The sequence below is a fragment of the Nostoc sp. C057 genome (assembly GCF_013393925.1).
Classification (GTDB): Bacteria; Cyanobacteriota; Cyanobacteriia; order Cyanobacteriales; family Nostocaceae; genus Nostoc; species Nostoc muscorum_A.
Genome location: NZ_CP040281.1, coordinates 5,180,891 through 5,202,799 on the forward strand (window position 1 = coordinate 5,180,891; position 21,909 = coordinate 5,202,799).

The 21,909-nt window shown below is 42.6% G+C and carries 21 protein-coding genes and 1 pseudogene; 5 read left to right on the forward strand and 17 right to left on the reverse strand.

Annotated features, from left to right (window positions below; genetic code table 11):
* Nucleotides 1-20: 20 nt before the first annotated feature.
* A complete protein-coding gene (locus FD724_RS22140; protein WP_179075589.1) occupies nt 21-896 on the reverse strand; it encodes a 1-acyl-sn-glycerol-3-phosphate acyltransferase in 876 nt (291 codons plus the stop codon).
* A gap of 333 nt (nt 897-1,229) precedes the next feature.
* Between FD724_RS22140 and FD724_RS22145 the strand changes: the two genes are divergently transcribed.
* Nucleotides 1,230-2,150, forward strand: a complete 921-nt coding sequence (locus tag FD724_RS22145; protein WP_179074107.1) for an alpha/beta hydrolase — start codon at nt 1,230-1,232, stop codon at nt 2,148-2,150.
* A gap of 8 nt (nt 2,151-2,158) precedes the next feature.
* Here FD724_RS22145 and FD724_RS22150 read toward each other — a convergent pair whose 3' ends face one another.
* The 5 genes from FD724_RS22150 to mnmE all read right to left on the reverse strand — a co-directional run bounded on the left by FD724_RS22150 (nt 2,159) and on the right by mnmE (nt 6,765).
* A complete protein-coding gene (locus tag FD724_RS22150; protein ID WP_179074108.1) occupies nt 2,159-3,559 on the reverse strand; it encodes a helix-turn-helix domain-containing protein in 1,401 nt (466 codons plus the stop codon).
* A 151-nt stretch (nt 3,560-3,710) separates the two neighbouring features.
* A complete protein-coding gene (locus tag FD724_RS22155) occupies nt 3,711-4,094 on the reverse strand; it encodes a hypothetical protein (RefSeq protein ID WP_256874332.1) in 384 nt (127 codons plus the stop codon).
* 19 nt (nt 4,095-4,113) lie between these two features.
* Nucleotides 4,114-4,431 (reverse strand): hypothetical protein, encoded by a 318-nt coding sequence (locus FD724_RS22160; RefSeq protein ID WP_256874333.1) that lies wholly within the window; start codon nt 4,429-4,431, stop codon nt 4,114-4,116.
* A 62-nt stretch (nt 4,432-4,493) separates the two neighbouring features.
* Nucleotides 4,494-5,264 (reverse strand): SDR family NAD(P)-dependent oxidoreductase, encoded by a 771-nt coding sequence (locus tag FD724_RS22165; RefSeq protein WP_179074110.1) that lies wholly within the window; start codon nt 5,262-5,264, stop codon nt 4,494-4,496.
* A gap of 106 nt (nt 5,265-5,370) precedes the next feature.
* On the reverse strand, nt 5,371-6,765 hold the full coding sequence (gene mnmE / locus FD724_RS22170) for a tRNA uridine-5-carboxymethylaminomethyl(34) synthesis GTPase MnmE (RefSeq protein WP_179074111.1): 1,395 nt from the start codon (nt 6,763-6,765) through the stop codon (nt 5,371-5,373).
* A 207-nt stretch (nt 6,766-6,972) separates the two neighbouring features.
* Between mnmE and FD724_RS22175 the strand changes: the two genes are divergently transcribed.
* Nucleotides 6,973-7,173 (forward strand): hypothetical protein, encoded by a 201-nt coding sequence (locus tag FD724_RS22175; RefSeq protein WP_012410641.1) that lies wholly within the window; start codon nt 6,973-6,975, stop codon nt 7,171-7,173.
* A 38-nt stretch (nt 7,174-7,211) separates the two neighbouring features.
* On the opposite strand, the gene FD724_RS22180 is transcribed toward FD724_RS22175, so the two are convergent.
* From FD724_RS22180 to FD724_RS22225, 11 genes and pseudogenes are all read right to left on the reverse strand, one after another.
* A complete protein-coding gene (locus FD724_RS22180) occupies nt 7,212-7,889 on the reverse strand; it encodes a Uma2 family endonuclease (RefSeq protein WP_179074112.1) in 678 nt (225 codons plus the stop codon).
* Nucleotides 7,890-7,947: 58 nt separating this feature from the next.
* Entirely contained in the window at nt 7,948-8,526 is a 579-nt protein-coding gene (locus tag FD724_RS22185; protein ID WP_242060654.1) for a GNAT family N-acetyltransferase, read from the reverse strand.
* Between the two features lie 17 nt (nt 8,527-8,543).
* Nucleotides 8,544-10,175 (reverse strand): mucoidy inhibitor MuiA family protein, encoded by a 1,632-nt coding sequence (locus FD724_RS22190; RefSeq protein ID WP_179074113.1) that lies wholly within the window; start codon nt 10,173-10,175, stop codon nt 8,544-8,546.
* Between the two features lie 129 nt (nt 10,176-10,304).
* On the reverse strand, nt 10,305-11,246 hold the full coding sequence (locus FD724_RS22195; protein WP_179074114.1) for a LysR family transcriptional regulator: 942 nt from the start codon (nt 11,244-11,246) through the stop codon (nt 10,305-10,307).
* 241 nt (nt 11,247-11,487) lie between these two features.
* Complete coding sequence (locus tag FD724_RS22200) at nt 11,488-12,285, reverse strand: BMC domain-containing protein (RefSeq protein ID WP_114082839.1); 798 nt, start codon at nt 12,283-12,285, stop codon at nt 11,488-11,490.
* A 56-nt stretch (nt 12,286-12,341) separates the two neighbouring features.
* Complete coding sequence (locus FD724_RS22205; protein WP_179074115.1) at nt 12,342-13,115, reverse strand: transferase; 774 nt, start codon at nt 13,113-13,115, stop codon at nt 12,342-12,344.
* Nucleotides 13,116-13,320: 205 nt separating this feature from the next.
* Complete coding sequence (locus tag FD724_RS42110) at nt 13,321-13,578, reverse strand: ribulose bisphosphate carboxylase small subunit (RefSeq protein WP_256874608.1); 258 nt, start codon at nt 13,576-13,578, stop codon at nt 13,321-13,323.
* A 96-nt stretch (nt 13,579-13,674) separates the two neighbouring features.
* Nucleotides 13,675-15,333, reverse strand: a pseudogene (locus tag FD724_RS22210) (ribulose bisphosphate carboxylase small subunit); the annotation flags it as partial.
* A gap of 99 nt (nt 15,334-15,432) precedes the next feature.
* The gene (locus tag FD724_RS22215; protein WP_012410634.1) at nt 15,433-15,735 is read right to left on the reverse strand and encodes a EutN/CcmL family microcompartment protein; all 303 of its coding nucleotides are present in this window, start codon (nt 15,733-15,735) and stop codon (nt 15,433-15,435) included.
* Between the two features lie 6 nt (nt 15,736-15,741).
* Nucleotides 15,742-16,086 carry a carbon dioxide-concentrating mechanism protein CcmK gene (locus tag FD724_RS22220; protein WP_010995041.1) on the reverse strand — a complete coding sequence of 115 codons (345 nt, stop codon included), beginning with the start codon at nt 16,084-16,086 and terminating at the stop codon, nt 15,742-15,744.
* Between the two features lie 90 nt (nt 16,087-16,176).
* A complete protein-coding gene (locus FD724_RS22225; RefSeq protein WP_012410633.1) occupies nt 16,177-16,485 on the reverse strand; it encodes a carbon dioxide-concentrating mechanism protein CcmK in 309 nt (102 codons plus the stop codon).
* Nucleotides 16,486-17,143: 658 nt separating this feature from the next.
* On the opposite strand from FD724_RS22225, the gene FD724_RS22230 reads away from it, so the two are divergent.
* From FD724_RS22230 to FD724_RS22240, 3 genes are all read left to right on the forward strand, one after another.
* Nucleotides 17,144-19,000: an NAD(P)H-quinone oxidoreductase subunit F gene (locus tag FD724_RS22230; protein ID WP_179074117.1), complete on the forward strand. Its 1,857-nt coding sequence runs from the start codon at nt 17,144-17,146 to the stop codon at nt 18,998-19,000.
* Nucleotides 19,001-19,102: 102 nt separating this feature from the next.
* On the forward strand, nt 19,103-20,608 hold the full coding sequence (locus FD724_RS22235) for an NADH-quinone oxidoreductase subunit M (RefSeq protein WP_179074118.1): 1,506 nt from the start codon (nt 19,103-19,105) through the stop codon (nt 20,606-20,608).
* A 153-nt stretch (nt 20,609-20,761) separates the two neighbouring features.
* Nucleotides 20,762-21,892: a CO2 hydration protein gene (locus tag FD724_RS22240; protein ID WP_179074119.1), complete on the forward strand. Its 1,131-nt coding sequence runs from the start codon at nt 20,762-20,764 to the stop codon at nt 21,890-21,892.
* Nucleotides 21,893-21,909 lie beyond the last annotated feature (17 nt).

The following is a 21,909-nucleotide window of genomic DNA, read 5'->3' on the forward strand; positions in this document are numbered from 1 at the left end:
TTTTTAGAGCAATAAACTCTTCACCACAACATGTGATTTAGGAAAGAACGTAACAGCTTGGTTCCGGTTGGTTCTTGATAGTTAGTTGGCAACATAGCCAGCATAGCATTCTGTAACGTCTCCAAAGCTACTTCTACTTCCTGGCGCTTTGGTCTGGTTGTTTGGGCAAAATGTAACGGTTCACCGACTCGAATTGTTAACTCTTTTCTTAAATAAAGGTCATGAGTCCCAATCAGTGCAACTGGAATAATCGGTACACCAGCCCGCAAAGCATAAATCACAGTCCCGCGTTTTAAAGGGAGATGCAACTTACCCTCAGCAGTTCCGAGTCGTCCTTCGGGAAAGAGAATCATCCCATCTCCACGAGTCAAAATTGCCAGGATAATCCGGTCTATCTGTCGGAGTGTGTGTATATCTTCCCCTGTCGGTACTGTCTGTTTAATTGCTGTAGCAAGCTCAACTAAATCTTGCCTTCCTGCTTTAGCCGCTTCCATGACAGCAACTTCTTCTTTCCACACCCGTTCCAAAGGAATCACGCCCCCCGCAAAACCGAGGATAAAGCGCTTCCACCACTTGTTATAAAGAGTACGAGCATCGCCCAGGATGTAATAGTGGGGTTGGGTTGGGAGTTCGGCTAACAGGAGTAAGGGATCTATATGGTGGAGATGGTTGACAGCTAGAATTGCAGGTTTCTGAGGTATTCTTTCGAGGTGTTCGACCCGTACCTTGAAAAAGGAATGGATGAGCGATCGCATCACAAAACGACGCAGCCCAGAGTTGGCTCTAGGTTCTGAATGCCCCTGATTAAGACCTTCCAAGCGATTGAGGGTTTTTTCGATAATCTGGCGAACAGCGCGATCGCCAGCCGCAGCTACACCCTCTTTTACCCGCTTTATACTTGCAGTAGTTAAAGTTTTTAATTGTGTACTATCTTCGCTCTGATGGCTAGATTTCGAGTCGGTATGAACTTCGGAAATTACCCCATCAGCTTGGTCTTCCTGAACAGATACCTTAGAAGAATTTTTGATAAAAATCTCCTTGAATTCATAAATCAATCATAATTCTTGAGGTTATATTATTAACCAACCCACGGTTAGAAATTGTGGAATGCTCTTATCAAGATTTTAAATAAATTAGCTGTAATTATCCCAATAGCTAGAAGATATTTTTATACAATCAGTGTTGACATATTAGTAACTTGCTGAGAAGATACCTAAAAAATTAACCAGATGATTGACCATAGCGATCGCATCGTGTCTCGTAAAGAAGGCACATTCCAAGGTGTCGGAGGACTTGACCTGTATTATCAAAGCTGGCATCCAGAGGGTAAAGTACGGGCAATATTAGCCATTGTGCATGGACTCGGAGCCCACAGCGATCGCTACAGTAATGTAATTCAGCATTTGATACCCAAACAATATGCTATCTATGCCTTAGACTTACGTGGTCATGGACGCTCACCAGGTCAGCGAGGCTATATCAACGCTTGGAGTGAGTTTCGAGAAGATTTGGGAGCCTTTTTACAGTTAATTCAGACTCAGAATCCTAGCTGCCCAATTTTTCTTTTGGGTCATAGTTTAGGCGGGGTGATTGTCTTAGATTATATTCTGCGCTATCCCCAACAAGCATCAGTTTTGCAAGGTGTGATCGCTCTAGCGCCAACCTTGGGGAAAGTTGGGATTTCACCGATTCGGGTGCTTTTAGGAAAACTGCTCTCACGGGTGTGGCCGCGTTTCACACTGAATACAGGCATTGACATCAGTGCTGGTTCAAGAGACCCGCAGGTTTTAGCTGCGATCGCTCAAGATACACTACGACATACCCTTGGTACTGCCCGTCTAGCTACAGAATTCTTTGCAACAGTTGATTGGATTAATGCTCACGCAGGTGATTGGCAATTACCATTGTTGATTCTCCACGGTGGTGCAGACCGAGTTGCTTTACCTGCGGGAAGCGACATCTTTTATCAACGGTTAAAGTATACAGATAAACTGAGAATTGAGTATCCAGAAGCCTATCACGAAATTCAGCGTGACCTCAATTATCGAGAGGTAATGGCTGATTTGGAAGATTGGTTAGAGCGACATCTAGCACCGCAGACGGCGCAGTTAGGATGGGGAAGCGGTGAGTTAGAGTTTCCTAGTTCTTAATATCCTGATTACAACCTTCTTTCTATCAACCGTCGAGTTAAATCTTCGATTACACCTATACTCAGTTGATATCCATTAAAAATCGTAAACAAAGGGCTAACAGCCTGATTAACGTACTGTGCTAACGCCGAGCGAGGTGTTTCAAGCGGTAGATTAACGAACGCTAAAACTTCATCTTGATATGCTGAACCTTGTGAATAAATAGAACGCTCTTGATTTGCCCAAGAACTAAGTCTACGTCCCCGCAAGCCAGTCCATTTAAATGCAAAAGCTAATTGCGTTTTTTCTGGCTCACAACCCATTGCCTTTGCAAACTCAATACCAACTGCTATAGCTTCAGCCGTTCTAATTACAGGTAGAGCAAAATCAAGAACTGTCATAGGTGGAGCTGCGTAATTCTTGACTGACATATCATCTTCTAATGCTCGCCTCAGATAAAATTTACCCTTTGGATCGAACCGCATGAAGTCAATGTCTCTGCTCCAACCTGAATCCAGACTAACAATAAGCGCTTCCCAAGCTCCGTCATAAACATAAGGTTGGTCTTTGTCAACGAAACCTCGACTATCTAGCCACACAGGCCAACCAGTATATTTAGGATTATTAAAACTCAAGAGATTAAAGAATTGCTCATTTGCAGAGTGTAGAGGTACTTCTCCAATAATTATTAATGCTACCTGCCAAGTACCATGCTCCGGTAAAGTAATACTACGTTCTTTAACTACGGTGTTAAATCTTTCTTTACTTTCTTGAAGATAATATCGCAGTTTATCTTCAATTGATTCCTCTGGTTGTATTCCTTGTGCAATTGTGAAAGCCAATTCACGGAGCAGAGAAGGCGTGACACCACCAAGATGGCGGCGTAAAAAACGACCAATATCTGCTTCACGATTCTCGAAGCATAAATTCATGATGCGTTCCCAATCATTACAGCGAGGTTCTGAACTGCTAACAGTATTATTTGTATTCAGACTTCGCACATAAATACTATGAGCTTTAATTAGATCCTTACCTTGTTCATCCTTTAAGCCAGCCTTTGCTGCTACAGGTGTTATAAATCCAGAAGGAATCTCTAATGCTGGATACTCTTGACCATCTTTTTTAAGATAGTGAATTTTTACTTCAAAAGATTGACTGCAAAATTTACTGGCAATAGACTGAATAACATCAGGATGAAAACTTTCTCTTGGATTTTGATGCGCTCCCTGAATATCAGGAGAACCATCATTGTTGAAACCAATCAAAAATATACCTCCATCATTATTTCTGAGGGCAATGCAAGCCTTGGCTATCTTCGCCATACCCTCTTTAGATTGAGGATCGATCCATCTTTTAATCTCTACAGATAAACTTTCAGATGGATTCAAAACTAAATTATTAAAGAAATCCTGATTATAGATACTTCCCATTTTCAGCTTTAAATTTACTATCAAGCAAGGTACATTAGCACCAGAGTAACGTACCTTTATCTGTTTAAGTATATTTGTACTATAAAATTTGTTACGAAAGTACGACCTACAAAACGTAGCAGAATATTAGTATCTATGAGGTATACCACTGTTAAGGATGATCCTCGTAAATACTCTCACGAGTTACAGCATAATCTGACAGCACTGGTAAATTTGACTCAACGTATAGCGCAAATTCGTCAGCTAACTTATCTGCAATTACTTCAAACTCCTCATTATTCAGTTGACCTTGTGTCTGAAGCTTCGTCATCAACTGAGTGCGTTTTCCTTCTTGACCTTTGCACTGTTGATCTTGAAAGATTAGCTCTTGAAGATATTCACTGGCTGAACTATAGCCTTTAGCTACTTGTTCTTCGACAAAGACTTTCATCGACTCAGGTAAGAAAATCTGAATGTTAGTCATAGCTTGAGATATATAGTGAGCGATTTTATCTACTACCTTAGCACTGCGATCGCATCTACTTTTATCAAACAAGCGATCGCATATTAAAGAGTCAGTTATCTACATTATCTGAAAAATATGTTGCTGAGGATAGAGAGTTTTTGCTAACCAAAATAGGCTCTCCCTTTACTCCTCCACGAGTAAGAGTACAAATTTTATAAAGGTTTTCGCACTCAAAGATTGCCATAACTAGCTCTTTCCCCGTTTGATAAGAGGATGGTAAGGGTTTACCTACCTCGCATTCCATATCAATTTCGCGATCGCGCCACTGTAACTTCCAAATACGCTTTTCGGTTATTGGTGCTTTGACAGACTGAGCAAAAGCATTATACACCTGCTCTGCTTTGATATCATCCTTGGCTGCTGGCACAAAAAACTTCATAGGCTTTGGTTACAAGTAATGTGAGTTTCACTAGCATCAGCGTAACGCAGTTACCAAGGCAATCTGCTTCCATCCCACGAGAAAAACTGCCCACTATCGCCTTCTTGAAGCTGTTCAATCACAGCCAATAATTGGGAAACCGTGTGTTCCACTGAGAATAATTTTTCCGCAGGTACATTTTTCTGGAAAGGACGGGAAAGGCGCGTATCAGTTGTACCAGGATGCAATGTAACTATTAATGCTTTCGGACAACTTCTTTTATACTCAATTGCCGCAGTCCGCATCAACATATTGAGTGCTGCTTTAGAAGCGCGATAGCCATACCATCCACCAAGTTTGTTATCGCCAATACTGCCCAATTTAGCAGAAATACTAGCGAACACACTGCGTTCTCCATGACGCAACAGAGGCAATAGATGTTTAGCTAGCAAGACAGCACCAATACTATTTATTTGAAAGTAGCGTAGCAAGTTTTCTGAATTTATCTGTTTTAAGCTTTTTTCAGGTTGCAAAGTATCTTCATGCAACAGTCCTACACAGTTGACTACCAAATGCAGTTTGTCAACTTGGGTATGTATTTTGTGAATAGTTTCAACAATCTGCAACTCGTCAGTAATATCCATCTCTAAACAAATTAATCGCCCAGAATGTTCGTCTACAAGAGCTATTAAATCGGTGGCTAATTCTAGCTGACGAGAAGTTGCAAAAACTTTAGCTATTTTATCATCCTGTAGCAATCTTTTTACAAAACCAAAACCAATACCTTGGCTGGCTCCCACAATCAATACGTTTACAGAATTTATTTCATCGTTTAAAGACATAAAATTTTAGGGTCTAATAATATTAAAACTTAATAATTAGGATAGATATTGGGTTTTTATTCGCTTCACCCAAACTACTAAGATTAGCAAAACAGAACATTTAGGTTTATTTACCAATGCAAAACTTGCTAAAAATCCTATCCAAAACTGATTCTGTTACTTCTTCCCCAGTAATCTCTCCCAGTGCTTGAATTGCACCGCGTAAGTCAATTGTCCAAAAATCTAGAGGAAGCTGCTGGACAATTGTTGCTTGTACTTGTTCCAAAGATATTTTAGCTTGAGTTAAAGCTGCTGCTTGCCTTTGATTAATGGCTAAATCCATATCAGCAGCTTGGACTTTTTCTACTTTGACTAGCTCTAAAATTGCTACTTCTAAAGCATCAATACCTTGATTTTGTGCTGCTGCTGTGGCAATTTTAGATTTTGAATTGGGTATTTGAGATTGAAGAGTTTTTCTTTCGCTTTCTTCTACTAAGTCAATTTTGTTGATGACTAAAATTAATGGACGGTGTTGTACTTGTTCGTAAATTTCTCGATCGCCTTCTGTCCAACCTGCTGAAGCATCGATGGTAAGCAAGACTAAATCAGCTGCATTGGCGGCACGGCGCGATCGCTCTACGCCAATTTTTTCCACTTGATCTGTTGTTTCCCGAATCCCGGCTGTATCTAGCACTTGTACGGGAATTCCCCTGACAACTAGCTGGGATTCAACTACATCGCGGGTTGTACCGGGTAAGTCTGTGACAATGGCGCGATCGCTCCGGCTCCAAGCGTTCAATAAGCTCGACTTACCCACGTTTGGCCGCCCGACAATTGCCACTTTTAACCCTGTGCGTAACAACTCCCCTTTGTCTTTGGTTGCCAATAACCTCGTTATTTCGGCGGCAATTTTCTCGATTTCTGATATTATTGCTGTATCATCCAACGGCGGTAAGTCTTCCTCAAAATCGATTCGAGCTTCGATTTCTGCCAAAATATCTAAACAGTTAGCGCGTAACTGCCGGATCGGATGAGCTAATTTTCCCTGTAAACCAGCTAAGGCAGTTTGGGCAGCTTGAGGTGATTTAGCTCCCACTAAATCAGCAATACCTTCGGCTTGAGTTAGATCCAATCGCCCATTCAAAAAGGCGCGGAGAGTAAATTCTCCGGGTTGAGCTAGTCTAGCGCCATTTTCTAAACACAGTTGTAATACCTGTTGCACTGCCATAATTCCCCCGTGGCAATGGAATTCCACTACATCTTCACGGGTGTAAGAACGAGGTGCTTTCATAATCAGCAATAGGGCTTCATCTACCAATTGTTGGGTTTGAGGATGACGAATATAACCGTAGAGAATCCGGTGACTTTCCCAAACTTGTCGCCCTGGTGCATGAAAGAGAGTTTGGGCTAGAGCCATTGCTTCAGAACCAGACACCCGCACAATACCAACACTACCCTGTTGGGGGACAACAGCAGTTGCGATCGCAGCGATAGTTCCAGTAGTAGCAAAAACTTCTGACATGAATGCCCTTCATAAGAGTGAGAAATTAGGAATCAAAATCATAACTCATAACTGATAACTTTCTAAATAGTAGGTGTTTAGACTAATAGGATAGCAACTGGCAAGGTAAAATTTACCTAGAGGTTAATGCCTGATAGTAAAGAGTTAGGGGTGAATATTAGAACTCACAACTTTATAACTTATAAGTTTTAGAGAGAGGAATTTACTGTGGAGCAAAAGATTAACTGTGCTGTAGCCTGTGTTAACGGATGTGTTTTAGGGGATAAATGCCCCAACATCGAGTTTAGAGAGGCCGCTGCAAAATTTATTGAAGAGACTCCCTTAGACAAAATGTTGGAGTTGGCACAAGAACGTCTGCGGAAAAAAATGACGGAACCGCCAAAATGGGTTTTTCCTGAAGATCCATAGCATTCGCACCAACAGGCACAAGCAAGACAGCGAGGAGCTTAAATAGTATCTGGATCTATATTTAATTCTCGCAGTTTTGCCGCCAAGCGATCGCTGCGTTGCTTTTCTTGTTCAGCCTGTTGTGCGACTTCTTCGGGTGTGGGAACCAGTTTTCCTTCAGGCGTGAAAAAGCGTAGCTTTTCTTGATAAACCCCTAAATGCAAACCTAGCTGTTGACTCCACAACCAGCCTTGGGGATTTGGTTCCAACGGTTGATATTTACCATCAAGTAAATGAAACCCTGCAAATTCTAACGTTTCTGGATCAAACCAGAAATAATCTGGTGTGCGAAAGATATCTTGGTAAATTTGTTTTTTGAGTCCCTTGTCAGTGTCACCTGTGCTATCTGAGAGAATTTCTATAATTAGATTAGGATATTTGCCATCTTCTTCCCAGACAACCCAGCTTTTACGGGGTTTGCGTTCAGTCCCCAGTACGACAAAAAAATCTGGACCCCGGAAGTTTTCTGATTTGCGCTGGTGTGGACTGTAGTAGATGGTGAGATTACCCGATGCATAAAAGTCATTGCGATTTTGCCACAACCACTCCAAGCATTGGATGAGCAGTGTCATTTGTAGCCGATGCAAGTCAGTTTCCAAAGGCGGTTCGTCACTATATAAATCCCCTGGCGGAAATATAACATCTTTTGGGACTTCAAAATCTTTGGTGACAGACATGGTGGCAAGTGTCTCAGTGGTATAAGTTTAGCGTAGCAGTGAGGAGCGTAGACGCTATCTATAAAAACCGTTCGATGATAATCTCGTCCACATACGTTCCTTTAATTTTAGCCTGTCTTTGCGCCGTCCCAATTATGTGAAAACCACGTTGGAGATAGCTAGCTAACGCCCCTGCGTTATCGGCGCGAACGTAGATTAATATCTTTTCGTATCCTTTGGTACGAGCAGTCTCAAAAGTAACCTCGAATAAACTCTTACCAATACCATGTCGTCGGTATAAGATATCTACGTATGTTCCGATGATTCCCACATGGTCAAAGGCATGTGTGAAGGTTGCAAATGGTTCCATACTTTGAAACCCAACAACCGCTCGATCTGGTAATAGCACAGCGACATGGAACACCCCACGCTGGGGAAAATTTAAAATATACTCACGTTCGGCATCGACTGTGAGCGGCGTATCAAATGCGGTGTATACACCAGCTTCTATAATTGGGTTCAGAATGCCAACAATCGCCGCAGCATCATCCAGTCGTGCAGCACATTCATTTCCGGTGTCTCCTAGAGGTGAGTGCTTTTGCTGGTAGTGATACTTAATAATATTTGCTTGCTTAATTTCGGGAACACAGTTGAACAATAACGCTAACCTGGACTCTAAATATCTAACCCAACAACCATTAAGTCAGGCGGATGTTCAACATTAAACTGGTAATATATCTCTCTTTGTTCTTGTGCTGGAAGAGTTAACTGCCATTCTAAAATGCCCATTTCACCAAGTTGAATTTGTGGGTTACTACGGCTAAGGCGCACTTTAATTTGCTCGTTGCGGCTAACTGGTAATTGTTCAGTTACTTTCAGATTTACTTCTTTGTCGAGTAAGTTAGTAATTATCAACCGATAACTATAAGTAATCCGGCGCTGGTTGCTAATCAATCTTTTATCTACTAGACGTTCAACTAATTCGCGCTCAATTTTCAAACCTTCATCCATCCCTAAATTCAGTTTGAATTCTTGTCCTGGTGCAATATTCTCTAACTGAGTTGTCCCAATAAAAACATTGTTGCGGAAAATATTCGCTTTCCCTGGTAACAAAGTCGCACCATTAGGATTATTTTTCACATTTGCTTGCAGATAAGCAAAACTTACCAAACGCGGCATTGCCACATAATCAAAGCTACAAGGATAATCGTCATTAAAAATTGTCGTTTTATGGGGTGCGCCATCACTGGGAATATTACCGCCACCATTCAATTTAAAGGTAACTACACTACCTTCTTTGGATACTTCTGCTGTCACACTTTCTGCTTGGATAAGAACACCATCTGCACCTTCGTCTTCTTCTTGCCAATCGGCTCTGGCAGCAGAGGTAGGCGGTTCTGCTATGCTAGGCAGCAGTGGTGGCTGGGCAGCAAATCGTCGTTGTCGTAACATTTGTGGACGTGGCGCATCAATATACCAGGGTTCAAGTTTAGGCGGTAGTGTACCTAATCCCGGTTTAGCAGTAGAAAGGGTGAGATTTGCACCAATCCAATCTTCGCCACTACTTTGAGTAATTTCTGCAAGGTAGCCCAGATGCACAATATCGCTGGTAGTGCTAAAGCGCAAGTCATAAAGCGGAGTCCAACGGGCGCGATTTACTATGTAAGACACCTCTAATTCAAATTCGCCTTCACCTGCAACTTCAACTCCTACAACTATGCTCAAACTCTCTTTGGGATGGGGTGTTTGAATTTTTTGCAATGAGGCGCGGAGTGCTTGCAGTTCTTTGTCTAATTCCTGCTGTTGGGTTTTGCACTCTCCAGATGCGATCGCATATTCACTATACTGGCTTCCGAGAAAGTTCAAAAAATCCAAAGTTTCGCTCAGGCTAAGATTTTTCCGAGACAAACTTTGTGCAAAGGGTTCCTCTGTTTTTTCACGTAAACCGGCGATAAAACTAGACTGTAATACTAAAGCATCTACTTGGGCTTGCAGGTGTCGTTTTTCTGCTTCTAACTGCTCAATTTGCCTTGTTAAATGTGCAACTCGCTCTGCCACTGGTTCAGTGGTGTAAATGCGATCGCTACTCACTCCCATCAAACGCACTGCCACTGTCCCTGTACCGCTAACCCTGATAGACTCAGTTTCTAGAGTCTCTGGCACTGAGGTAATTACTAATTCCTGTTCAATTCCTATTAAATTAACTACACCCCGCCGTGTAACCAATGCTCTGTCAGCATAAACTGTAACAGCTACAATCTCGCTTTGTACTGTTTTGCGCCAAGATGGTATTTCCGGGTTAACCATTGCCAGTTTTCCCCCATTTTTAATTGATTCTGCTGGTTAATTGTCAATGGTTGCCGGTCTAAGAGTCAACCCTTTTGGGTAATTCGTAATTCGTAATGACGCTCGCGGACTCGCTAACGTAATTATGAATTACCCGTTAATTGGTTCAAGTGTACTAGAAGTAGTATCAGTGTTTTGATCTACAAAATTCCTTGCCGCAGCCAGGAGATAGTCATAATAGGCACGAGCAACGATAGATAGTTGCTTACCTGCGGGGTAAACCATGTACCAATGTCGCTGAATGGGAAAGTGTTGGACATCTAAAATGCTAAAATCTGAAGCGTCTAATAGTAAAGTATGACGAGATAAAACCGAAATTCCTAAACCACCTGCGATCGCTTGTTTAATTGCTTCGTTACTTCCCAATTCAAGTTTGACTTTTACTGTCACCCCTTGTTCTTCAAATAGGCTTTGGACGGCACGACGAGTTCCTGAACCTGGTTCTCGCATAATAAAAGGTTCGTTAGATAGGCGTTGAATCGGAATATTTTTTTCTTTGGATAACGGATGATTAACTGGTGCAAAGACTATCAAAGGATTTTCTAAAAATGCCTCACAAGTCACATCCATATTATCTGGAACTTGACTCATAATATATAAGTCGTCCAGATTTTGACTCATCCGTTCCAAAATTTGTTCGTGATTCGTTACTTGCAGAGAGATATCAATCCCTGGATAAAGTTCGCAAAACGGCCCTAACAAACGTGGGATAAAATATTTTGCTGTTGTAATCACTGCCAAGCGTAATTGTCCCTGTTTTAGCCCTTTTAAATCTGCTACCTTCATTTCATACTGGGCTATATTTTCAAAAATCTGCCGACAAGTGGCAAATAATTCTCGTCCTGCCTCGGTGAGATACAACCGCTTTCCTACTTGTTCAAATAATGGCAACCCTACCGATTTTGTGAGTTGCTTAATCTGCATAGAAACGGTAGGTTGGGTGAGAAACAATTCCTCAGCAGCCCGCGTAAAGCTACTGTGCCGTGCCGCAGCCTCGAATACCTTTAACTGGTGCAGCGTCGCTTGTTTCAAAGGTGGTTCTCCTCTATATAGTTATTCATCGATATAAAACTAGTATTAACTGAACAGTTGCAAATGGTATAGCGATACTCATAGAAATTTACGAGTTTTATTATAGATAAAACTCTATTACTTCTATTAAAATAAAGGTATTTTATTTATAGATTGAAGAAGCTATGATCAAAACAACAAGAAAAGCGTAAGATCCCTTCCACTTCCCGATGAATGATGATTTTCCCAAATTCATCTATCATCATTCATCATTCCATAATTCTTCTACAACTTCTGCAATTTTTGTAGGTAGCTTAGTTAAATCTGGTAATCTTAGCACTTCTATTTCGGCAACTTGTTCTTTAATGTTCACTGGCAAGTTTAAAGGCTGCTGTGTTTCTATCCAGCAGCTTGCCAATGGTAAGGTTTGCTCCATTTCGTCTAGTGGCCGAGGAATTACCATCACTGCATTTAATTCCCCAATGCGTTCTGCTTCAAACATTCCCGCTTCCACTGCTACCGCCACATTTGCTACGGAACCACGAATAATGGCTGTACACAAACCCCCACCAATTTTTTCATAGGCTGCTAAATGAACATCAGCAGCTTTGAGCATGGCATCACACGCGCCTACCATCGCTGGAAATCCTCGCGTTTCTACCAAACCAATTGCTTGATTACTCAGACGGCTAGAATTACCCTCCTCCATCAATTTAGTAAAACGGGTTGTGATGGGAAGTACTATATCTAGGTTGGGATAAGGCCGAGGAATCACCAAGCTAGAAACTAACTGACCAAACTGTTCAGCTGTTTGCACACCCGATTCTACAGCCAGACGCACGTCAGCAATTCCACCCCGCACGATCGCAGTACAATATCCACCACCTATTTTTTCATACCCAACTAGGTGAACTCCTGCTGATTTCAGCATCATATCCGCCGTCCCAACTATTGCGGGAAAGCTGCGGGTAGAAACTAAACCTAAAGCAGTATCTTGGAAGGTGTCTCGATGACTCGTTCCTTCGATGGCTTTCATAGACCGTTGATTAGATGTTTCCATTTGAACTTTCCCAGATAATCACAAAGCCGACAACTTACAATTAACACTTACTCACACTAATCGTCAGAGTTTGGGTTGCTTAAGGATTGTCTATGAGGAAACAATGTAGTCAACAGTCTGCTTATGCTCCCTTGTCCATAAATCTGATTCCCGAAACCGTTAGGGGATTCTGTAGTTAGCTGATTGGGGTCTGAGTCAGGTTTTATAGGCTCTTGGGCGGGTTCTTGTAAGGGGGGTTCAATATCCTTGGCTGGTTCCTCTACGAGAGGAGGCTGGCTTTCAGGAGTAGCGGGAGATTTAAAGTAAGAAATCGACTTATTTTGTTTGAAATCCACAAAAGCGGCGGCTGAGAAGTTAGTTGAGGAAACTACCTTTTCCTTAACTTCACCTGAGCCATTTTCTTCTTCCTTCTGCGGTGGCGCACTTGTAGCCGTAGGGTTATTCGTGGATGGTTCCGGCTGCTTTGTTTGAGCAATTTGCCGACTGGTGTCTCCTAAAATCGATCCAGGTGGAACTACTTGTCCAGGTTCAACTGAATAGTTAAAAACTGTTGTTGCTGAACCAATGCAAGCATTTGCTCCAATTTTGCCCTTGCCAACCATCAAAAAACCGGCTCCCAAGTTTGCCCCTACTTCTACCTCTAGGGTTCCTTCATGGACTTGGAGAATTGCTCCCATGCCAATACAGACCCCTGGGCCAATGATGATCTTGCTGTTTTCAGCTGCTTGGAGGATTACCCCAGGTGCAAGTACTGCGCTTGGATGAATAGTCACCTCACCACTAATGTAAGAATCAAAATTATTGCTGAGGCGCAGTGACAGCACAGACATGGAAATTTTAACCTCGGAAGCCGGAGTGGGGATGAGGAGTAGGGGAGGCAGGGGAGCGGGGGGGCAGGGGGCAAGGGAGGCAGGGGAGACAAGGGGACAGAGGTGAGAACTTGAAACAAGTCTTTAATTCTCCTTGTCCCCTTGTCCTCTTGCCCATACCCAATTCCCAATTCCCAATTCCCAATTCCCCACTACCTACTACCTACTATGGTCTTTGGATAATCGTTTCTAATACCCGACGCTTGGCTTTGGGGTCAATACCAATTAAGCGTACATATTCCCCTTGGTATTCGCCAAGGTGTCCTTCTACGGCTGCGATCGCTTCTCTTTCTGAGGAGGCTTGAATTTGACCGGTACTAGTCCAAGAACCTGTACGGAACCGCCGTTGGTCTACGTGTTCAAGGCTAATTTTAGAGCCGCCAGCCAATAATTGTCGGAGTTGGCCTACGACTTCACTACTCAAGCGGGTACTGGTAGCTGTTGCTGTAGCTGTAGCTGTTGCAGAAGACGCACTGTTAGTAAATGATTTCTGACTGCCAGAGGAGGCTACTTGACCATTTGGACGTTGGATAATCGTTTCTAATACCCGACGCTTGGCTTTGGGGTCAATACCAATTAAGCGTACATATTCCCCTTGGTATTCGCCAAGGTGTCCTTCTATAGCTGCGATCGCTTCTCTTTCGGAGGAGGCTTGAATTTGACCGGTACTAGTCCAAGAACCTGTACGGAACCGTCGTTCGTCTACGTGTTCAAGGCTAATCTTATACCCACCAGCCAATAATTGCCGTAGTTGGTCTACTACTTCAGTACTCAAACGGTTACTGGTAGCTGTTGCCGTAGCACTTCCAGAACCTCCACTGCTGCTAGTAAATGATGATTTCTGACTACCAGAGGAGGTTACTTGACCATTTGGACGTTGGATAATTGTTTCTAATACCCGCCGCTTGGCTTTGGTATCAATACCTATTAAACGCACATACTCACCTTGATGGCTTTCTATACATTCTTCCAAGCCGGAAATTACTTGATTTATGGAAGTTGCTTCAATTGGCTTGCAGCTAGTCCAGGAACCAGTACGGAAACGGCGCTCGTCTACGTGTTCCATGCCAATTTTGTAACCACCTGCCAAAAGTTGGCGGATTTGCTCTACAGTTTCGCCATTGACTTTGCCACTGCTTGAGCCGTTACCATTACCATTACTGCTGTAGCTGCCATTGCTATGACTACTAGCCGGAGCCTTAAAATTGGTAGCTGGTTTAAAATCACCATCCGGCCGTTGGATGATGCTTTCTAACACACGTCGTCTATCTTTGTCAATACCAAACAGGCGGACATATTCGCCGCTATGGTCACTTACACAGCTTTCTAATGCTGCGATCGCTTCACCGATGGATCTCGGTTCAATTGGTTGGCAACTAGTCCAAGAACCCGTGCGGAACCGTCTCTGGTCTACGTGTTCTGTACCAATTTTATACCCTTGTTCCAATAGATAGCGCAACTGCTCTATTGTTTCTGCACCCAAGCTATTGCTCGCCACTTCACTACTCCTTTCCAACTCTAAAACAGTAATACCATTACCTGTATAAGATTTAGCGTTCTCATCCCGAATGGGTGCTATACATTTGCTATCCGCAGCACAAAGATAACCAGCTCGTAGCGCCTGATTAATCCCAACCACATGATGAGCAAATTCCTTATCCTGCTCTTGCACATCTGGCAAGCGGTCAGCTTGCTGCTGGGTAGTAATTACCGCTCCCGAAGGTATATATTTACCTGGGGGAATTTCTACGTCTTGAATCAAAGCGTGCATCATCACGATGCAACCTGCACCTACTCTGGCATTAAACACTGTAGAGCGAAAGCCAATGAAGGAATTATCGCCTACATAAGCTGGCCCGTGAATTAGAGCCATGTGGGTAATGCAAGCATTTTTACCTACCCATACCGAGTATTTTTCTTGGTCATCGCCAATTACTCGACCTTGCTCTAACCCATGAATGACCACACCATCTTGAATATTAGTGTTTTCACCAAGATAAAAAGGTGTGCCTTCATCCGCTCTAATCGTAGTCCCCGGAGCAACGATTACATTTGCACCTATTCGTACATCCCCAATCAGATTGGCGAATGAATGTACAAAAGCAGTTTGATGGATTTCGGGTTCAGCTAAATTCCTTGACCACGGAGTTGGGGGTGCTGCCGTGCTGCGGACTGCCATTGCGAGATTCCTCCTATATTGTCATTTGTCATTTGCCCGTTGTCATTTGTCCTTTGTTATTCACTAATGACCAATGACCAATGACCAATGACTAAATGACTATCGATATTGATCTTTTTTGCTGTAAATCATGCGATCTTCAACATAAATTGTATCTATGATCGCTACTACCACTGCATCTAGTGGTCGCTGTTCGTTGCCAATAACTTGACGAGCAACACTGCCACGACTGACAAGTACCCACTCATCTACACCTGCTCCCACACTATCTGCTGCTACCTCATATTGTGGGAGGATGTTTCCGTCTTCATCTACAAATTGTAACAACAGTAGTTTCACACCTCTGAGACTTGGATCTTTTTGGGTGCTAACTACTGTGCCGCGAACTTTGGCGACTTGCATTACAAATTACGGTCTTCTACCGAAAGGACGAATTGCGTTCACATTTTCCCGGAATTGCTCTACGTCTTCTGTATAACGAATTGGTAGGACGTATTCCAAGTTTTCGTGAGGACGAGCAATGATGTGAGTAGACAGCACTTGTCCACCATTGACTCGCTTCACTGATTCAACACCTGCGGCTACGGAAGCTTGCACTTCCGAAACGTCACCCCGGACAATTACTGTAACTCGACCACTGCCGATTTTTTCATAGCCGACTAGAGTCACACGAGCAGCTTTCACCATCGCATCAGCAGCTTCCACTACTGCTGGAAAGCCCAGCGTTTCAACCATTCCTACTGCAATTGACATTAGTTTTAATCCCTATTTAAAGTTTTTAGCCTTGGACAAAAGTGATGCTCAAAAAAGCAAAGAGCGTTAATTACTTTGTTTAAACAGCTTTTAGGTACGGAACTGTTCCACAGCTTCGGTGTAACGAATCGGCAAGACGTATTCCAGGTTCTCGTGAGGACGAGCAATGATGTGAGTGGACAACACTTCACCACCAAATACTCTTTTTGCCGCTTCAACCCCAGCAGCTACAGAAGCTTGCACTTCCGATACATCTCCCCGAACTATCACGGTGACGCGAGCGCTACCAATTTTTTCATACCCTACTAAGGTGACACGGGCGGCTTTCACCATCGCATCAGCAGCTTCTACAACTGCTGGAAAGCCTTTCGTTTCAATCATTCCAACTGCAATTGGCATCGCAGAACTCCTACAAAATTAATGCAATCTGTACTGTCGTTTGAATTTTTTGACGGGGAGAGCCTGATCTTATAGCTAAGAAAACACTTCCAAATTAAGCATAGGAAAGCTTGGCGTTCCTGGCAATATAAATTACTATAATAGTTTATGATAAGAAAGTTTTAAAAAACTTAACAAATATTTATCTAGGCTTTTGAGCAATTAAAGTTTACTGAATTACTTGAGCAGCCACTTATGCTTTATAATTTCTTTATCACATTTACAAAACGACATTCATAACCAAGACTAATTCTATCTGGCGAGGGAAGAGCGGCGGCTGCATCTTTTACTGTATCTATCTTTCCTCGAATTTTGCTGGATGTACAACGACTAGGTGAAAAGTATATAATCTTTTCAAATATATCGTATAAATTACTCTGCTCAAAGTAGAAATACAAATGTAAAAACAGAGGTGAGGTTAAGGCAAGTAAATGCTTTTGCGTATGTAAAGTTATATTTTATCAAAGTTTAGTAGGGGAAAGTAAAGTAAAAATACTTTGGATAATTTAGTTTAAACAATAGTAAAAAAATGTTGATATTTTACTAAATTTATTTTTTAAATAAATAATTGTTTGAAAGATTTTTTAAAATAAAGGCTGAGTCATAAAGGTAAATTTAAATGGATCAATTTCTATTTTCAACAAGTTGGTTTGTGCCTTTATATAGCTTATTAGGCGCAATTTTGACGTTGCCCTGGGGAATAGGAATAATTCAGCGAACAGGGCCAAGACCTGCGGCATACATAAACTTGTTGACAACTGTTGTGGCCTTTGTCCATAGTCTATTTGTATTTAAAAATATCTGGGATAGAGAACCAGAAAATTTACTGGTGTCGTGGTTTAAAGCTGCTGATTTAGACTTATCTTTTAGCTTGGAACTCTCACCAGTCAGTATTGGGGCAACAGTTTTAATTACAGGTTTAAGCTTACTGGCACAAGTTTACGCTCTGGGTTACATGGAAAAGGACTGGTCGCTAGCGCGTTTTTTTGCGCTGCTAGGATTTTTTGAAGCAGCGTTGAGTGGTCTAGCAATCAGCGATTCTTTGTTTCTCAGCTATGCCCTTTTAGAAGTTCTGACACTTTCGACTTACTTGCTAGTGGGATTCTGGTATGCTCAACCGCTAGTAGTGACGGCGGCGCGAGATGCGTTTTGGACTAAACGGGTAGGAGACTTGTTGCTGCTGATGGCTGTGGTGACACTTTCCACCTTGTCCGGTAGTTTGAACTTTTCGGATTTATATGAGTGGGCGCAAACAGCTAATTTAAGCCCAGTCACATCAACATTGCTAGGGTTGGCGTTAATTGCTGGGCCGGCTGGAAAATGTGCCCAATTCCCACTGCACCTGTGGTTAGATGAGGCGATGGAAGGGCCCAATCCTGCTTCGGTAATGCGAAACTCGCTGGTAGTCGCTGGTGGCGCTTATTTACTGTATAAATTTCAACCATTGTTAGCACTGTCGCCAGTTGCCTTGAATGCTTTGGTAATCATGGGTACGGTAACGGCAATTGGGGCGACATTAGTATCTATAGCTCAAATTGACATTAAGCGATCGCTATCTCATTCCACCAGTGCATACATGGGGTTAGTGTTTTTAGCGGTGGGGTTACAGCAAGGTGGTGTAGCACTGATGTTGCTGTTAACTCATGCGATCGCTAAAGCATTATTATTTATGAGTTCCGGTTCAGTCATCTTAACTACCCAAAGCCAGGACTTAACCGAAATGGGCGGACTTTGGTCACGGATGCCAGCCACCACTACCGCCTTTATTGTCGGTTCGGCGGGAATGGTGACAGTGCTACCTTTGGGAGGCTTCTGGGCAATGCTAGGATGGGCTGACGGTTTTGTGAATATTAGTCCTTGGGTAATTGGGGTTTTATTATTGGTCAATTGCCTGACAGCATTGAACTTAACTAGAGTATTCAGATTAGTCTTTTGGGGGAAACCGCAACAAAAGACCCGACGCACGCCAGAAGTTGGTTGGCAAATGGCCTTCCCGATGGTGACTCTCACAATCTTGACTTTACTTTTACCTTTGATGTTACAGCAATGGTACTTACTACCAGATTGGGAAAGTGTTAATTGGTATGTAGCATTAGCGTTGTTTACTTCTACCGTGCTGGGAGTAGTTATCGGTTCTACAGTTTATCTGCACAAAGCTTGGTCAAGATCGAGATTCTTGGCGTGGAGATTTGTGCAAGACTTATTAGGTTATGATTTTTATATTGACCGAGTTTATCGCGTAACCGTGGTGAGTGCAGTCGCACTGCTATCTAGAATTTCTGCTTGGAGCGATCGCTATTTAGTCGATGGTCTAGTAAACTTAGTTGGGTTTGCGACAATTTTTGGCGGACAAACTTTAAAGTACAGCATTTCTGGGCAATCTCAGGGCTATATGTTGACCATCCTCGCAGTTGTCAGCGTCCTGGTTTTCTTCATTGGTTGGTCATCTGGTTTACTAGATAAATTGCCTTTTTAAAGATATTGTCATTGGTCATTTGTCATTTGTGATTGGGTAAGAGTTTTTTCCCATTCCCAATTCCCCATTCCCAATTCCCCATTCCCAATTCCATATCTGCTTATGCTTAGTGTTTTAATTCTAGTGCCGTTAATCGGTGCAGCTTTAATTGGTTTCTCGCCCTCTGGTATCAATGGGAAATTTGCCCGTGGGGTGGCTTTGGTCTTTGCCATTATCGCTTTCTTGTGGACAATCGTACTAGCAATTCAGTTCCATCCAGGGGAAATCACTCAACAGTTTGCTGAGTCTGTACCTTGGATAGATGTCTTAGGCTTAAACTATAACCTGGGAATTGATGGTTTATCTTTGCCACTGCTAGTTTTGAATGGACTGTTAACTTCTATTGCCATCTACAGTAGCGATGAATCTCTACAGCGCCCTAAATTTTATTACTCTTTGATACTATTATTGAGCGCTGGGGTGACTGGAGCATTTCTGGCACAGGATTTACTGTTATTTTTCCTGTTTTACGAATTAGAATTAATTCCGCTATATCTGTTGATAGCTATTTGGGGTGGGGAAAAGCGGGGTTATGCGGCTACAAAATTTCTTATTTATACCGCAGTTTCGGGAATCTTGATTTTGGCAAGTTTCCTCGGCATGGTGTGGCTGAGTGGTTCCTCTAGCTTTGCACTAGCAACCTTAAACGCTACGACTTTACCCTTAGCCACACAGCTTTTACTGCTAGCGGGGATTTTGATCGGTTTCGGGATTAAAATTCCCTTAGTTCCCTTTCATACTTGGTTGCCAGATGCTCACGTTGAAGCTTCCACACCAATTTCGGTGCTATTGGCTGGGGTGTTGTTGAAGTTGGGAACTTACGGCTTACTGCGGTTTGGGATGAACTTGTTACCAGAAGCTTGGGCTTATTTAGCTCCTTGGTTAGCGACTTGGGCAGTGGTGAGTGTATTGTATGGTGCATCCTGCGCGATCGCTCAAACCGATATGAAAAAAATGGTAGCATACAGTTCCATTGGACACATGGGCTATGTGCTGTTAGCGACGGCGGCAGCTACACCATTAAGCGTGTTAGGTGCTGTAATGCAGATGATTAGCCACGGCTTAATTTCCGCCATGCTGTTTTTGCTGGTAGGAGTTGTGTATAAAAAAACTGGAAGCCGAGATTTAGATGTTCTCCAAGGATTGCTGAACCCAGAACGGGGTATGCCTGTAATTGGTAGCCTAATGGTTTTGGGAGTGATGGCCAGTGCTGGGATACCAGGAATGGTTGGGTTTATTTCCGAATTCATCATTTTTCGGGGCAGCTTCCCAGTTTTTCCAGTGCAAACCCTACTATCAATGCTTGGTACTGGCTTAACTGCGGTTTACTTCCTCATACTCCTAGACCGGGCCTTTTTTGGCCGCTTGTCTGCACAAGTTACTAACTTACCACGTGTGTATTGGAGCGATCGCGCCCCAGCTGCAATTTTAGCTGTGCTGATTGTGATTTTCGGCATTCAACCCGCTTGGTTAGCACGCTGGACTGAACCAACAATTACAGCAATGGTGAATAGCCAAAATGTAGTAGTAGCAGTGTCCTTGGAGAAAGCAATGGGGAATGGGGAATAGGGAATGGGGACAAGGGGACAAGGGGACAAGAGGTGAGAACTTGAAACAAGTCTTTCCCCTTGTCCCTAATTCTCCTTGTCCCCAAGTCCTCTTCCCAATGCCCAATTTCCAATTCCCAATGCCCCAATCCCTATACTTTTTGGAGAGATAGCAATGGTAACTATTAAAAAGAAAGCGGCTCACAATCCCTTAGCTGAGTATATTGAACGGCTGCAAAAAGGAGAAGCATTACTCCCCAATAGTCCAGAAAATGTATTAGAAGTAGTTGGTATTCTTAAAAGCTATGGTGTAGTTTTAGATGCCTACTCAAAAAATCTTAACTATATTGCCGAACATCAGTTTTTAATATTTTTCCCATTTTTTAAATACTTTAATGGAGAGGTTTCTGTTGAGAAATTACTCCGGCACTGGTGGCATAATCGAATTAATTTTGAGTATGCCGAATATTGTATGAAAGCCATGATGTGGCACGGTGGCGGCGGACTAGATACATATTTAGATACAACAGAATTTAAAGAAAGAGCGCAAGCTGTTATTGCCGCAAAATTTAAAAATAATCCCTTAATTTCGGGTATTAACCAACTGTTTCCAGATTTTTTAACCGAACAATTGCGTGTCTCTGCTTACTACACAGGTTTAGGTCAATTTTGGCGAGTCATGGCTGATATTTTCCTCAGCTTATCAGACCTCTACGATCAAGGCAAAATCAAATCGATTTCTGAAGTTGTAGAACATATTAAAGGAGGGTTAGTGGCAAATGCGTCAAACCCAATTACCTACGCCGTCAAAATACGAGGTGAAGTCTATGAAATCATTCCTAAAAGCGTTGGTTTGACTTTCTTAGCAGATACAGCAATACCTTATGTAGAAGCAGTATTCTTCCGGGGAACTCCTTTCCACGGTACAGTTTCATACAACGCCCAAGGATATCAAATTCCCCCAGATCAAACGCGATTTCAATATGGTGCATTGTACGCCGATCCTTTGCCAATTGGCGGCGCGGGTATTCCTCCCACCTTGTTAATGCAGGATATGCGTCATTATCTTCCAGAGTATTTGCACGAAATTTATCGTCGTAGTCTTCGAGGTGAAGATGATTTGCGGGTACAAATTTGCATGAGTTTCCAAAAATCGATGTTTTGCGTGACAACAGCAACGATTTTGGGACTGATGCCTTATCCTTTGGACACTAAAGATCCAAATGAGGAAAAAGGTAATCGAGTTTATTTAGAGAAGTGGATGAGTCGGCTAGAAACTTCGCGGTTGTTGGATGTGAATAAATAACTGAATTGAATACCGAG